We start from the raw sequence: 15,825 nt of genomic DNA on the forward strand, positions 1-15,825 counted from the left end.
TTTTAAAGTTTTAAAAGTCCTAAATGTCATAAATGTCTTATAAATATTATTAGTGATACCAAGTTACTGACGTCATTGGGCTTTTATGACGAGTAAGACATTGTTTTTTGATTGAATAGTTATAGATATTAAAATACGATAGTTAAACTGGGTGCGAATTGAGGTGATAGAATGGATAGTTTATTTGATATGACACCTACAAATACATACGAGCCACTTCCTGTACGAATGCGTCCTACTAAACTGGATCATTTATATGGTCAAGAGAAGGCCATAGGGAAGGGGACTTTCTTGCGTGCTATGGTAGAGAAGGATACAATACCATCTATGCTTTTTTATGGGCCTTGTGGAACAGGTAAGACGACGTTAGCCGGAATCATAGCTAAGGTGAGCAATAGTCATTTTGTAAACCTGAATGCTACTAACGCTGGTATTGGTGAGTTGAGAACCATCATTGAAGACGCTCGTAAACGGGTTCGTTCTTTACAGCAACGAACAATTCTATTCCTTGATGAAATTCATCGCTTTAATAAAAGCCAACAAGATGTGTTGTTACCCTGTGTAGAGGATGGAACTATCATCCTTATTGGTGCTACTACAGAGAATCCGTTCTTTGAAGTTAATAGACCACTTTTGTCTCGTTTGCGTCTTATTACATTAGAAGCACTTACTCCAAAGGCTATTGGTCAAATTTTACGTCGCGCCATTACTGATGAAGCGGTAGGCCTTGGCAAGCGTCATCTGCAGGTAACAGATGAAGTTTTGGAAGATGTGGGGATTTTCGTCAATGGTGATGGACGTATGGCCCTTAATATTCTTGAACAAGCCGCAGCTATGGTTTCCGATGAGGGAACGATTACTATTGAGGTTCTCGAAAAGGTCGTAGGTCGTCGCATATATACATATGATAAAAAAGGCGATAGTCATTACGATACAATTTCAGCTTTTATTAAAAGTATGCGTGGTTCTGATGTGCAAGCAACGGTACATTATTTAGCGCGTATGATTGAAGCTGGAGAGGATCCTAATTTCATTGCTCGTCGTATTGTTATTTGTGCAGCAGAGGATGTTGGCCTTGCGGATCCACAAGCTCTTATACTCGCCAATGCAGCGGCTCAAGCGGCTCATATGGTAGGCTTTCCTGAGGCGCGTATTATATTATCCGAAGCTGCGTGTTATGTTGCTCTTGCACCTAAAAGTAATTCTGCTTATGTAGCTATTGATGCAGCTATATCTGATGTGCGACATAAGGATTGTGGACAAGTACCTGATCATTTGAAAGATAGTCACTATAGCGGGGCTAGTAAATTAGGTCATGGAAAAGCTTATAAGTATGCTCATAACTATTCTAATGGGTATGTAAAACAGCAGTATTTACCAACGCCTCTAGTCGATGCAACTTACTATAAGGGTATAAAGAGAGGGACTGAGGAACAGTTACTTCACGACTGGGAGAAACGTAGTAAAAATTAACTTAAAATTACGATATATGCTATAATATAATGATAAGTTAATTTACTGTAATGTTATATAAGTAAGGGGTTTGTATAGATTTATGGCAGAAGAAAATACTTCCACCAAAAGACGCACCACACGCCGTAAGCGAACAAGTACAAAACAGCAATCAAAGTCTCAAAGCTTTTCTTTGCGCAGCGAAGTGAAAGGTCTTATTGTCATTGCCTTTGCTGTGATTTCCTTTCTCGGCTTTTTCGGCTTTGAACTCGGCCTTGTAGGGCAGATTTTAACAGGTGTATTCCGTTATGGCTTTGGGCTAGGCGGTATCATTCCTTGTTTATGCGTTTTCTGGTTAGGTTGGAGATTATTATATAAGGATACATTTATTTCCATTACAAAACGAGGCGTTGTAATGACCTTGTTTTTCCTATTTTTGTTAGCTCTTGTTCCTTTGTGGCGCGTTCCTGAGGGGCAGGAACTCATTACTACACAACTGGTTAATCAAGGTGGTGTCGTAGGTGGGGCAATTGCTACATTTCTTCGTACACTATTAGGCAACTTAGGGGCTATTATTCTTGATGTATTCTTACTCATAGCTTTTGGTCTTCTTGTGACACGTTTATCTTTGCGCAGTGGATTACAAAAGGCTGCGGACAAAACGCAAGTTGGTCTAGATGTAGCTAAAGAGGTAGCTGCTGAGAAGGTCGCTGTTGCAAAAGAAGTTTTTGATGACTGGAATGAACAGCGTAAAGAAGCGGCAGAACAGCGTAAAGCTTATAACAGGGAAAAAGACACACGCTTTGCTGACGCAGCAGATCAAGCATTAGATACATTGGAAAAACAAGGCATCGCTACTGGAAGAGATCTCTTTGACTCTAGCACGACTGTAGATGTTGATACTCTTGAAGATACAGTTACTACTGTGGAGTCGCCAAAACCTCCTACATCTTGGAAGGAATTGGCTGAGATAGAAGCACGTAATCGTGCGGCTGAGCAATTGGCTAATATTTCTGAAGCATCTGGTGATGCTAAGTCTTATGAAGCTGATGACTTTGAACAATTCTCTGATACACATAGAACTACGAGTGATGATTATGTATATGTTCCCGATGAGGACTATGCATATACACCAGATGAAGAATATACGGATGAGTTTGGAACTGCAGCAAACTCTGATGACGAAGAACCAGAATTCTCCTATCAAAATACAACGATGGGTCCATTGGAAACTAATCATGGTGCTATCGCTTCTGTTGTGCCAGGAACGGGTGCGGCTGCAAGTTCCGTAAGTGCTGGGGCCGGTATATCCGGCATGGGCTTACAAGTACCGTCCATTATTAGTACTACAGAAGATACGGCACAAGTAGCTGTATCTAAAGATGGCCAAATTCATCGTTCCTATGATAGACCGTACCACTTCCCAAGCCTAGATATTTTGGCGAAAGGGAAGGGAAGTCAAAACAATGGTGAAGAAGTAGCGCAAAATGCGATGATGCTTGAACATGTATTGAGTGACTTTGGTATTACTGCTAAGGTTGTTAATGCTACACAAGGTCCAACTGTTACGCGCTATGAAATTGAACCTGCACCAGGCGTGAAAGTGAGTCGTATCGTTAACTTAACAGATGATATTGCCCTCAATTTAGCAGCGCAACATATCCGTATGGAGGCTCCGATTCCAGGTAAATCTGCCATCGGTATCGAGGTGCCTAATAAAACGACAGAAGCCGTTCATTTACGTGATGTACTTGATTGTAGTGACTTTAAAGATGCTCGTGGTGGTATTCCTGTCGGTCTTGGTAAGGATATTGCAGGGAAACCTGTTATTACGGATCTTGCGAAGATGCCTCACTTGCTCGTAGCTGGTACGACTGGATCTGGTAAATCCGTATGTGTAAATACATTGATTTCTAGTATTCTCTTTAGTCGTAAACCGGAAGAGGTTAAGTTATTATTAATCGACCCTAAAATGGTTGAATTGTCTATTTACAACGGAATTCCTCACTTGATGGCTCCGGTTGTAACGGATATGAAAAAAGCGGCAGCTGTATTGCGTTGGGCCGTTCGTGAAATGGAGGCTCGTTATAAGGCGTTTGCTGCATCTGGTAAACGCGATATCAAGAGCTATAATGAAGCGCATCCTAAGGCTGCTATGCCGTTAATCGTGTTGATTATCGATGAGTTAGCTGACCTTATGATGACGGCTCCTGATGATATTGAAGAATCTATTAGTCGTTTAGCACAAATGGCTCGTGCCGCAGGTATTCACATGGTTCTTGCTACACAGCGACCATCTGTTAACGTTATTACTGGTTCTATTAAGGCTAATGTACCGAGCCGTATTTCCTTTGCTGTAGGCTCTCAAATTGATTCCCGTACCATTCTTGATATGGCAGGGGCAGAGAAACTATTGGGGAAAGGTGATATGTTATTTGCTCCAATTGGTGCGAATAAACCTATTCGTGTACAAGGGGCCTTCATTTCTGATGATGAGGTAGAAAAACTTGTAGAGTTTGTAAAAGCTCAACGAGAACCAGAATATGATAATACGGTAACTCAAGAAGTGGAAAAGGAAGCTGAAAAAGAATCTTCTGATGCTAATGATGTTTACCGCGATGAATTATTAGAGCGAGCTGTTAATCTCGTTATGGAATCTGGTCAAGCTTCCGTATCGATGTTGCAACGTCGTTTCCGTATAGGTTATACCCGTGCGGCACGTCTTGTAGATACAATGGAAGACCTTAAAATCGTTGGCCCTAGCATGGGCAGTAAGGCTCGAGAAATTTTAATGAGCCCTGAACAAGCTAAGGCTAGATATTTCTCCGATTCTAATGATGAGCAATAATGAGCTAATTACTATATGAAATATTACGTAGACTTAGAAAGGAACGAAAATGGCTGAATTAGGCGAAGAATTACGACGTGAACGGGTAAGACGTAATCTGACCTTTAAAGATGTGGAGCAAGTGCTGCACATTAAAACAACCTATTTAGAAGCTATCGAAGATGGCAACTATGATATCATTCCTGGTCAAGTCTACGTAAAAGGCTTTATTCGAAACTATGGCAACTACTTAGATCTTGATGGGGATCGCTTGGTAAAAGTATATCAAGGACAAGTAGGTGACATAGATACTTTTTCCTTGCGTTCTGTTACGAGACGGAAGGCTCAAACGACTCCTAATTTGGTACAAAGTGAGTTCGTTGAATACCAAACATCTAAAAAGCGTATGTCTTTAGAAACGCGTCAACGAAAACGTCAACGCTCTATTGTACAAGAACGCATTATTTTGGGAATCATTCTATTTTGTATGGCATTATTTTTACTATGGTTATTCATTTTCTAATGATTGATTAGGAATGATAGAAAGGCATTTACACAGTCAATGGATAGATTTTTAGTAACAGAACCTTCGGATATGAAGGAACGTGGTTGGGCCGAATTAGATTTCGTTCTCATCAGTGGGGACGCCTATGTGGACCATCCGTCCTTTGCTCCTGCGGTTATCGGTAGATACTTGGAATCCAAAGGCTATCGTGTAGGCATTATAGATCAACCAGATTGGAATGATGTAGAGGCTTTCAAAAAACTAGGTAAACCGCGTCTAGCATCCCTTGTTACGGCAGGGAATCTAGACTCAATGCTCAATAAATTTACGGCAGCAAAGAAAATTCGCCGTCAAGATGATTATTCTCCCGGTGGTGAATCAGGGCATCGTCCGGATCGTGCTACCTTGGTATATGCCAACCGCATGAAGGAGGCTTATAGTGATGTACCTCTTATCATCGGTGGTATAGAAGCGTCCTTGCGCCGCTTTGGTCATTATGATTATTGGTCAGATACGGTACGTCGCTCCATCTTAGTAGATTCTAAGGCAGATGTACTCGTCTATGGTATGGGAGAGCTTCAAATCATTGAACTAGCCGATGCCTTAGATCAAGGACGATTTAAAGAGTCCTTGCCGTCTATACGCGGTATTTGCTACATGGCAAAGGAAATTCCAACCATCGACTATGTAGAGTGCCCATCCTATGAAGCTATTAAGGCGGATAAGATGGACTTTGCCGATGCATTTCGCATTCAATACGATGAACAAGACCCGTTCTATGGTCGTATTGTAGTCCAAAAACATGGGGATAGATATCTCATTCAGAACACACCTGCTTTACCATTGACGCAGGACGAAATGGATGGTGTCTATAACTTGCCATATACCCGAAAGTGGCATCCTAAATACGATGATAAGGGTGGTGTACCAGCGTTAAGCGAGGTTCAGTTTAGCCTTGTAAGCCAACGTGGCTGTTTTGGCAGTTGTTCTTTCTGTGCCATCACGAATCACCAAGGTCGTATTATTCAAAATCGTAGCCATGAGTCTTTGATTGACGAAGCACACAAGATGATCAACATGGATAACTTCAAGGGATATATCCACGATGTAGGTGGTCCTACGGCAAATTTCCGCCATCTGGCTTGTGATAAACAGGCTGTTTATGGTGCTTGTAAAGGGCGGACTTGTGCGGCTCCAGAGCCTTGTGAAAACTTGAATACAAATCACGATGATTATATTGCTTTACTGCGTAAACTACGTAAGCTAAAAGGTGTAAAAAAGGTTTTTGTTCGTTCCGGTTTGCGCTATGATTATGTACTAGCCGATAACAATAAAGACTTTGTGCGGGAGCTTTGTGAGTTTCACGTAAGTGGTCAGTTAAAGGTAGCCCCAGAACATGTATCTAAACGCGTTACCAATATGATGGGAAAAGCTGGTAAGGAAGAATTTCTAACCTTTAAGTCTTGGTTTGAAGAGGCGAATAAAAAGCTTGGTAAGAAGCAATATTTAGTTCCGTACTTTATGAGCTCTCATCCAGGTTGTGCGTTAGAGGATGCTATTGAATTGGCGGAATTTTTACGAGACCACCATATGTACCCTGAGCAAGTACAGGATTTTATCCCTACACCGGGTAGTCTTTCTACTTGCATGTATTATACGGGCATAAATCCACTAGATGGAAAGCCTGTTTATGTTGCTAAAAAGGGGCGAGATAAAGCAAAACAACGCGCTTTGATGCAGTTTAAAAATATTGAAAACTATGATCTTGTTAAAGAGGCTCTCATAGAAGCCAATCGACGTGATTTAATTGGCTTTGGCCCGGAATGCTTAATTCCACCGCGCCCAATTAGTGGAAATTCTAAGCGTATTAGCCAATCTAGTAAATTCCGTAATGGCAAACGAGATTGCGAACCTAGGAATCAATGCCGGACTGCCAAAAGGCGTAGTAGAGATGTGACTAAAGTTCGTACATCTAATAAAAGTTTTGGTGGTCGTTAAACCTAGAGAGTAGCTCTAGCTACTCTCATTTTAAGATACTTTATGTCTTATGGGAGGCATATATGAAACGATGGATTGCTCCGAGCATCTTAGCATTATTTGTGGTAGGAATGTTGATTTATGGTATAAACTTTTACCAACAAGAACAAATAGAACAGGCCAAAGAGCCTATTCGTGGTGAAATTATAGTCTATACGGACTTACCTAATACTTTGACAGCTATGCTTGCTGAGCGTTATGAAGAGGAACAAAAGGTAAAAGTTACTGTAATGCCTCTTACAGAGGAACAAATGTCGCTACGGTCGGCTTCTACCGTGGCTGATACTTCTGGTGATTTGGTGCTAACTTCTGAAGATAATCTCGTAGTTGGTGCCAATGCAGGTAAATATATGCCCATCGTCAATGAACGTATTGACGAGGTACGTGATAATCTAAAGGATCCAAATGGCTATTGGGTTGGTCTCTGGTACGATCCAATCGTATTTGTTCAGAATGATACCTTCCATAATGGCATTGGTAAATATATTACTACATGGGAAACATTGGGAAAACAAGGTGATTGGTCTATCGTTATGACTGATTTTGTAGCATCTCAGAATGCGGCCAATTTGCTATACAATATGGTAGAGTACAAAGGGGAACCAGAGGCTCTTGAATACTTGTATAGTTTGAAGCCTCATGTGGTTCAACATGCTAAATTTTTGTCTACTCCAATACGCTTAACTGCGCTAGGGGAGACAAATATTGGTATTGGTAACTTGTCTGATGCGGCGCAATATAGTCATCATGGGTATCCAATTAAAATCATTTATCCTAAAGATGGTACGTCTTATTATGTGACTGGTGCTGCCGTTTTAAAAAATTCAAAACATAAAGCAGATAGTGTAGAGTTTATTAATTGGTTACTATCTTCTAAAACGGCGAAATATATGGTAGAAAAGAATTTTACCTATATATTTACTAATCCTGAGATGGATGAGCCAAAAGATTCTATAGGGCATGATTTAGTGTTATGGCCTGTGAATGGTGGTTATACCCTAGAAGGTAAAAAGTTATTGTTAAATCATTGGGTTAGCCAGGTACGATTCCGTAAGGACTAAGTCAGTTGTATAAATCCAAGAAATAAATAAAAAAGAATCTAGTGACGAAAGGATATGGAATGGGGAAAAAATTAGGATATGTTAGCCTAGGTTGTGCTAAAAATTTAGTAGATACAGAGGTAATGTTAGGCTTATTGCGAGATAATGGCTATTCGATTACAGAGGACCTAAGCGAAGCAGATCTTATCGTTGTAAATACCTGTACTTTTATTGAGAAAGCTAAGGCTGAGTCTATTAATACCATCCTTGAGGTTGCTCAATATAAAAAAGATGGTGCTTGTAAGGGCCTTATCGTAGCAGGTTGTCTTAGCCAACAATATCAGGATGAATTATTCCAAGAAATTCCTGAAATTGATGCATTAATCGGTACCGGTGCATGGGATCAAGTTATGGTAGCCGTTGATGCTATTGAGCACGGCAATCGTAGTTGTATAATGGAAAATATTACGAATATCTATGATGAGCGCATGCCTCGTATTCAAACAACACCTCGTTATAGTGCATATGTTAAAATTGCAGAAGGCTGTAATAACGGGTGTACATTCTGTATTATTCCAAAGGTACGCGGTGCATTCCGTAGTCGGACTATCGAGTCTATCAAGGCTGAAGTGGAACGATTGGCTGCGACAGGGGTTAAGGAAATTGTTCTTATCGCTCAAGATACAACAAGTTATGGTATTGACCTTAATGATGGTAAACCAATGTTGACTACATTGTTAAAAGAATTAACAACTGTAGAGGGCATAGAATGGATTCGCATGCTATACCTATATCCGACATTCTTTTCTGATGAATTGTTAGATATTATCGTTAATGAGCCAAAGCTTTGTAAATATGTAGATATTCCATTGCAACATGTTAATAACGATATCTTGAAACAAATGAATCGTCGAGACGATCGTAATGATATTGAGCGTTTGCTTAAGAAAATTAGAAATGCACCGACTCATATTACATTGCGCACCTCTATCATCGTTGGATTTCCTGGTGAAACAGATGAACAATTTGAGGAACTTTGTGACTTTGTAAAAGAAATCAAATTTGATAACATGGGCGTATTTACATATTCTCAAGAGGCTGGTACACCAGCGGGTGCTCGTGAAGACCAAATACCAGAAGAGGTCAAAGAAGAGCGTTATCACGTTCTTATGTCCATCCAAGCTGCTATCTCTGAAGAGAACAATTGCGATTTAGAAGGTACCATTGATTATGCAATGGTAGAGGAAATCGAAGAAGGCGAGAATAACACATTGCTTGCAAAAGGTCGATTGAAATCTCAAGCACCTGATGTAGATGGTAATATGTACATTGAAGACTGCGGTGAAGACATTCAACCTGGTGATATTCTTAAGGTACAAGTAGAGCAAGGCTTTGCTTATGATGTAGTAGCTACAGTTGTAGAATAATACACAGTCCGATATATTCGATTGTGGAGGTGATCTGATGATTGTAGAACTTATCTCTACAGGTTCAGAATTATTGCTAGGTGATACAGTAAATACGAATGTATCATGGCTGGCACAAGAGTTGAATAAACTAGGATATACCATTGCCCATCAATCAGTGGTAGGTGATAATCCGAAACGAATGGCTGAAGTCTTTCAGCTCGCTAGTACAAGGGCTGATATCGTTATTAGTACTGGTGGGTTAGGACCTACGCAGGGCGATATTACACGTAATGTACTTGCCGATTCAATTGGTAGACCTATTGTGTTTAATCAAGAGGCCATGAATGAGCTTGAAAGGTTCTTTAAAAGTGTAAACCGTACTATACCTGATGCGAGTCGGCGAGAGGCACAATTACCAGAAGGGGCGAAGGTATTATATAACCCTGTTGGAGTTGCACCAGGTGTCGTCGTTGAAGATGGTGACACTACATACATACTTCTACCTGGACCTCCTGGAGAAATGAAGGGAATGTTTCAAGAGAGCGTAGTTCCTTATTTAAATGGTCGATTTGGTTCTCAAGGGGTTGTTACATCTTATCGTTATGGTGTATATGATATTCGTGAAATTGATTTAGAAAGCACCTTGATGGATCTCATTAAGAAGCAATCTAATCCGACGATCGCTTTGCTTATTAAAAAGGGCTACATTGAGGTTCGTATCACTGCTAAGGCTGAAACATTAGAAGCGGCGCAAGAACTATTAAATCCTTGGGATGCTATCATACGAGAGCGTTTAGGTTCTCGCGTAGGACGCGACTTAACAATTTCTATGGAAGAAACACTAGGCCGTACCTTGCTAGAGGAACATAGCACTATTAGTACTGCTGAATCTTGTACATCAGGATTGGTTGGCAAGCTTCTTACTAATGTCAGTGGTAGTAGTGAGTACTATATGGGCGGTGTCATCTCGTATAGTAATGATGTGAAACATCGTGTTTTAGGTGTACCACAAGATATGCTAGATGCGTATGGTGCTGTTAGTGAGCAAGTGGCTAAGGCTATGGCAGAGGGAGCACGAATTGTTGGTCAAACAACATATGCTGTTTCTACGACAGGCATAGCTGGTCCTGGAGGCGGTACGCTAGAAAAGCCTGTTGGTCTTGTATGGTTTGGTGTTACTGGTCCACATGGTACGGTAGCCCATAAAGCTAATTTAATTGGCAATCGAGAAGATATTAGACAAAGTGCAGCAGAGCTAGCACTTTACTATATTTATACTTATATAACAGAAAAGGGGAAATAAAATAATGGCTGTAGATGGTAGACAAGCAGCGTTGGATAACGCATTAAAACAAATTGAAAAAGATTTTGGTAAAGGTGCTATTATGCGTCTTGGTGAGGCGGCAGATCGCATGAATGTAGAGGTGATTTCCTCTGGTTCTCTAGCTATCGATATTGCTGTTGGTGTAGGTGGTTTTCCTCGTGGCCGTGTAATTGAAATTTACGGTCCAGAATCTTCTGGTAAAACAACAGTGGCTCTTCACGCTGTAGCAGAAGCTCAAAAACAAGGTGGTATTGCAGCATTTATTGATGCGGAACATGCGATGGATCCTGTATATGCTCGCAACTTGGGGGTAGACATTAATAATTTGTTGATTTCTCAACCAGATAATGGAGAACAAGCTCTAGAAATTACAGAAGCTCTTGTTCGCAGTGGTGCAGTAGATATTGTTGTAGTTGACTCCGTAGCGGCGTTGGTTCCTAAAGCGGAAATCGATGGCGAAATGGGCGATGCTCACGTAGGCTTACAAGCTCGTTTGATGAGTAAAGCTTTGCGCAAATTGACTGGTATCATCAGTAAATCCAAAACAGTTGTTATCTTCATCAACCAATTGCGTGAAAAAGTAGGTGTTATGTTCGGTAATCCTGAAACAACGACTGGTGGTCGTGCGTTGAAATTCTATTCTTCCGTACGACTTGATGTTCGTAAAGGGGAATTAATTAAAGCAAACAACGAAAATGTTGGCGCTCGAACAAAAGTCAAAGTTGTCAAAAATAAGGTGGCACCTCCATTTAAGACAGCTGAATTTGATTTGATGTATGGCGAAGGTATCTCTAAAACTGGCACACTTATTGATATTGGTACAAATATGGAAATTATTAATAAATCTGGTGCTTGGTACTCCTATAATGGGGAACGTATGGGGCAAGGTAAGGAAGCGGCTAAACAATACTTGTTAGAGAATCCACAAATAGCTGATGAAATCGATCGCATTATTCGTGATACATTGGCTGTTGGCACTGAAGAAATCGATGTAATCGGTGAAGAAGTAACTGAAGAAGTATAATCATGAGTGACGAAACGATGCAAGCTGCTATGGATCAAGCGTATCGCTTCCTAGCTCAGCGCTTCCTTAGTTCTTATGAGCTGACGCAGAAAATGAGACGTAAACAATTCGAGGACCCTATCATTGAGAGGGTCCTTGAGCGCCTTAAAGATTATGATTACATTAATGATGAACGTTTATCTGAGCAGGTATTAGCCTATTTGATGAAAGAACAGAAATACGGTGCTTATATGATTAAGCAAAAAATGAAACTTCGAGGACTTGCGATTCCTCAAGAAATTTCTGCTTATGATGAGGTAAAAGCTGCTTATCGGGTGGTAGAAAAAAAATTTGGATCTATTCTCAATGAAGAGAAGACTCCTCGGGTAAAAGTTTTTAGTTTTCTCAAATACAGGGGGTTCTCAACAAGCACAATTCAAGTTGTATGCAATGATTTTTATGAATAAATTCTGCTTTTTGAGAGGCCTTGGTAGGCTTGTAAAATCTTGACAGAAAGGGCTTTGAAGTCTAAAATTAATAATAGCCTTATTTATTTATATGATGATATGGCTAATTGATAATTTAATGCATAAAGGGCATAAAAAGGAGCATGAAAGCTCAATTTTGAGAAATAAAAAGGAGGTGAAAGAAATTTTAGAGTATAGTCTAATTGCAGTGGTAATGGTACTGATTGGACTAGGGGTAGGCTATTTTTTAAGAAAAAATATTGCTGAAGGAAAACTGAATCAAGCTGAACAAGAGGCTGCTCGCATCATTGCAAATGGTGAACGCACAGCTGAGTCTAAAAAGAAAGAAGCTTTATTAGAAGCGAAAGAAGAAATTCATAAGCTCCGTTCTGATGTAGAACGAGAAAATAAAGATCGTCGTTCTGAACTTCAACGTATGGAACGTCGTATTCTTCAAAAAGAAGAATCTTTGGATAAAAAATTAGACAATATTGAGCACAAAGAGGAAGCTTTACATCGCAAAGAAGCTGACTTAGCCCAAAGCCGTGAAAAGGTAGAAGCTTTGTATGAAAAACAAATGGCAGAATTAGAACGTATTTCTGGCATGACGTTCGAAGAAGCAAAAAATATCTTGTTAACGAATGTGGAACAAGAAATCCGTCATGAAACGGCGATTATGGTTAAGGAAATGGAGCAGCAAGCTAAGGATGAAGCGGAGAAAAAAGCGAAAGAAATTATCTCCTCTGCTATCCAACGTTGTGCAGCTGACCATGTAGCGGAAACTACCGTATCCGTAGTGGCATTGCCTAATGATGAAATGAAGGGGCGCATTATCGGTCGTGAGGGCCGTAACATTCGTGCACTCGAAACATTAACAGGTATTGATTTGATTATCGATGACACACCAGAAGCAGTTATTCTTTCCGGCTTCGATCCAATTCGTCGTGAAGTGGCTCGTATTGCGCTGGAAAAATTGATTGTAGATGGTCGTATCCATCCAGCTCGTATTGAAGAAATGGTTGGTAAAGCTCGTAAAGAGGTGGACCAAACTATTAAAGAGGCTGGTGAACAAGCGACATTTGAAGCTGATGTTCATGGCTTACATCCTGAAATTGTTAAGATTTTAGGCCGTTTGAAATATCGTACTAGTTATGGTCAAAACGTATTGAAACATTCCATTGAAGTATCTCATTTAGCAGGTTTAATGGCAGCTGAACTAGGCTGTGATGTAACTTTGGCTAAACGAGGTGGTTTAATTCATGATATTGGTAAAGCATTAGACCGTGAACTTGAAGGTTCTCATGTTCAAATCGGTGTTGATGTGGCTCGTAAATATCGTGAAAGTGCAGCAGTAATTAACTGTATTGGTGCTCATCATGGTGATGAAGAGTTCCAAACTGTAGAAGCTGTATTAGTAGCTGCCGCTGATGCTATCTCCGCTGCCCGTCCAGGAGCACGTCGAGAAACATTAGAAAACTACTTAAAACGTTTATCTAAATTGGAAGAAATCGCTGAATCCTTCGAAGGCGTTGAAAAATGTTTTGCTATTCAAGCCGGTCGTGAGATTCGCGTTGTAGTAAAACCGGATAAGATTGATGAAGCTGAGTCTACATTACTTGTTCGGAATATCGTAAAACGCATCGAGTCAGAACTTGAATATCCAGGCCAAATTAAGGTCGTAATTATTCGTGAAACTCGCGTTGTGGATTACGCAAAATAATATGCTATAAGCGATAAGTATAGGCTGCAATGTTTTCATTGCAGCCTATTGTTATCAAAGTTTCGGTAATTATATATTGCTATATACGGCGTATAGGAATCATCATTTACATTGCGTTGTAGATGATGATTCCTATGATTCGTATCAAGTTATTTATACTTTTTTAATAATTTAATTGATTAAAATGCTTTACAAATAGAGGATTTTTTATTTGTATATAGAATTAATATATATATGGGGAAGGAGGCGTTGGCTATGAGCCGATATTTTGAAAATGAGTTGATTGAACAAATCAAAGATGCTAATGATATCGTGTCAGTTGTATCCGAGCATGTAGCCTTAAAGAAACGCGGCAAGAACTATTGGGGTTGTTGTCCATTTCATAATGAAAAAACGCCATCCTTTAGTGTAGCCCCTGAAAAGGGTTTTTATTATTGCTTTGGGTGCCATGCATCAGGAAATGCTATTAAATTTCTTATGGAATTAGAGCATTTAACCTTTGTAGAAGCCCTAGAGCGGCTAGCTAATCGAGCTAATATTCCATTGCCAGAGGCGAAACTTTCACCTGAACAAAGAGCTAGAGATGAAAGACGCAAAAAACTGTATGAAGCTTCTGATTTAGCGGCTACCTTTTTCCATAATTGTCTCACTCAAACGTCTATTGGTAAAGTGGGATTAGATTATTTGAAAAAGCGAGGGCTCACACAAGAGACCATAGAAATATTTAAGCTTGGTTTTGCTCCTGATGGTTGGGATAAGTTATATCGTGCCTTTCATGAGCGTGGCATTGATGATTCCATTCTTTTAGAGTTGAATCTTGTCCGAAAGAACCAAAAGGGTCAATTTTATGATTTCTTCAGAAATAGAATTATGTTCCCCATTATGGATGGTAAAGGGCGAGTAGTTGCTTTTGGTGGACGCGTTATGGATGATAGTACACCAAAATATTTAAACTCTCCAGAGTCATCAATCTTTGAAAAAGGTAAACTCTTATTTGCCTTTGATAAGGCTTATAAATCTATTCGTGAGGAAAAACAAGCTATTCTTGTAGAAGGCTATATGGATGTTATATCCGCTCATAATCATGGTGTTACTAATGTAGTCGCATCATTGGGGACTGCTTATACAAGAGATCATGGGCATATCTTGATGAGGCAAGCTGAAGAAATCGTGTTAGCTTATGATATGGATGGTGCTGGTCGTCAAGCGGCTGCTAGGGCTATTGAATTATTGCAAAATACGGATTTTAAGGTGCGTGTCCTTGCCATGCCAGACGGTAAAGATCCAGATGATTATGTGCGTAATCATGGGGGACAGGCATTTAAGGAGTTAGTTGCTAAAGCTGTTAAACCTCTTGATTATCTATTAAGTGAGTCTTTGATTAAACACGATACAAATGATACAGAAGGGAAGCAGGCTGTTATGGCAGATGTTTTCCCATATATTGCAAATATAGATAGTCAAACACAGAGAGATGATGCTTTAAAAACATTGGCATTGCCATTATGGCTTGATAATAGTACTATTTTTAGATACTTTAGAGATTATGTGAAAAAAGGACAAATTGAATTAGTGGATACTGCATCAACACCTTTGCCAACACAGGATTTACCAAAGGGGGATGCGGAAAAATTATTGTCCTTAGCTTTCACAGATGGCGAAGTATTACAACATATGATGAGCTATTTGCCATTAGAGGACTTTGAAAAAATTGAATATCGAGGTATAATAGAAAAGCTATTCACCTTGTATAAGTCCGAAGGTCGTCTAGATGAAACTGCAATTCAATCTGTTTTATCTTCTCAAGAATACGATATTTACTCTAGGTTGGTCGTCATGAGTGACGATGAATACAAGGTACAAGTGCCTGCATTAATCCGCAAGATAAGGCTCCATTCATTGCGTGAGCAGTATAAAGCGCATTCAATTATGGCGGATCAATTAAAACGAGCAGGAGATTCGACGTTTATTAGCGAATTACATAAGTGTCAGGAAATACAGAATTTAATTAGAGAATGGTCTAAGTAAATCATTAATGGTT

11 protein-coding genes are annotated in these 15,825 nt (G+C 39.8%); all 11 read left to right on the top strand.

All coding sequences use genetic code 11. The features are described from left to right. Positions 1 to 171: 171 nt before the first annotated feature. The 11 genes from ACLRYO_RS00890 (at position 172) to dnaG (ending at position 15,812) form a co-directional block, all read left to right on the top strand. Positions 172 to 1,473: a replication-associated recombination protein A gene (locus ACLRYO_RS00890; protein WP_278606687.1), complete on the top strand. Its 1,302-nt coding sequence runs from the start codon at positions 172 to 174 to the stop codon at positions 1,471 to 1,473. Between the two features lie 82 nt (positions 1,474 to 1,555). Then, a complete protein-coding gene (locus tag ACLRYO_RS00895; protein WP_278606688.1) occupies positions 1,556 to 4,300 on the top strand; it encodes an FtsK/SpoIIIE family DNA translocase in 2,745 nt (914 codons plus the stop codon). Between the two features lie 49 nt (positions 4,301 to 4,349). Next, on the top strand, positions 4,350 to 4,802 hold the full coding sequence (locus ACLRYO_RS00900; protein ID WP_278606689.1) for a helix-turn-helix domain-containing protein: 453 nt from the start codon (positions 4,350 to 4,352) through the stop codon (positions 4,800 to 4,802). A 39-nt stretch (positions 4,803 to 4,841) separates the two neighbouring features. Further along, entirely contained in the window at positions 4,842 to 6,782 is a 1,941-nt protein-coding gene (locus ACLRYO_RS00905) for a YgiQ family radical SAM protein (RefSeq protein WP_278606690.1), read from the top strand. A 62-nt stretch (positions 6,783 to 6,844) separates the two neighbouring features. Then, positions 6,845 to 7,882 carry an ABC transporter substrate-binding protein gene (locus tag ACLRYO_RS00910; RefSeq protein WP_012864574.1) on the top strand — a complete coding sequence of 346 codons (1,038 nt, stop codon included), beginning with the start codon at positions 6,845 to 6,847 and terminating at the stop codon, positions 7,880 to 7,882. Positions 7,883 to 7,941: 59 nt separating this feature from the next. Beyond that, positions 7,942 to 9,288 carry a 30S ribosomal protein S12 methylthiotransferase RimO gene (gene rimO / locus ACLRYO_RS00915; protein WP_278606691.1) on the top strand — a complete coding sequence of 449 codons (1,347 nt, stop codon included), beginning with the start codon at positions 7,942 to 7,944 and terminating at the stop codon, positions 9,286 to 9,288. 37 nt (positions 9,289 to 9,325) lie between these two features. Further along, positions 9,326 to 10,573 (top strand): competence/damage-inducible protein A, encoded by a 1,248-nt coding sequence (locus tag ACLRYO_RS00920; protein WP_278606692.1) that lies wholly within the window; start codon positions 9,326 to 9,328, stop codon positions 10,571 to 10,573. 4 nt (positions 10,574 to 10,577) lie between these two features. Next, on the top strand, positions 10,578 to 11,618 hold the full coding sequence (recA, locus tag ACLRYO_RS00925; protein WP_004696404.1) for a recombinase RecA: 1,041 nt from the start codon (positions 10,578 to 10,580) through the stop codon (positions 11,616 to 11,618). A gap of 2 nt (positions 11,619 to 11,620) precedes the next feature. After that, complete coding sequence (locus ACLRYO_RS00930) at positions 11,621 to 12,064, top strand: regulatory protein RecX (protein WP_004696402.1); 444 nt, start codon at positions 11,621 to 11,623, stop codon at positions 12,062 to 12,064. Between the two features lie 118 nt (positions 12,065 to 12,182). Further along, complete coding sequence (gene rny, locus ACLRYO_RS00935; protein ID WP_004696400.1) at positions 12,183 to 13,784, top strand: ribonuclease Y; 1,602 nt, start codon at positions 12,183 to 12,185, stop codon at positions 13,782 to 13,784. 255 nt (positions 13,785 to 14,039) lie between these two features. Then, a complete protein-coding gene (gene dnaG / locus ACLRYO_RS00940) occupies positions 14,040 to 15,812 on the top strand; it encodes a DNA primase (RefSeq protein ID WP_316603701.1) in 1,773 nt (590 codons plus the stop codon). Positions 15,813 to 15,825 lie beyond the last annotated feature (13 nt).

It is taken from the genome of Veillonella parvula, from assembly GCF_047241225.1.
GTDB classification, from domain to species: Bacteria; Bacillota; Negativicutes; order Veillonellales; family Veillonellaceae; genus Veillonella; species Veillonella parvula_O.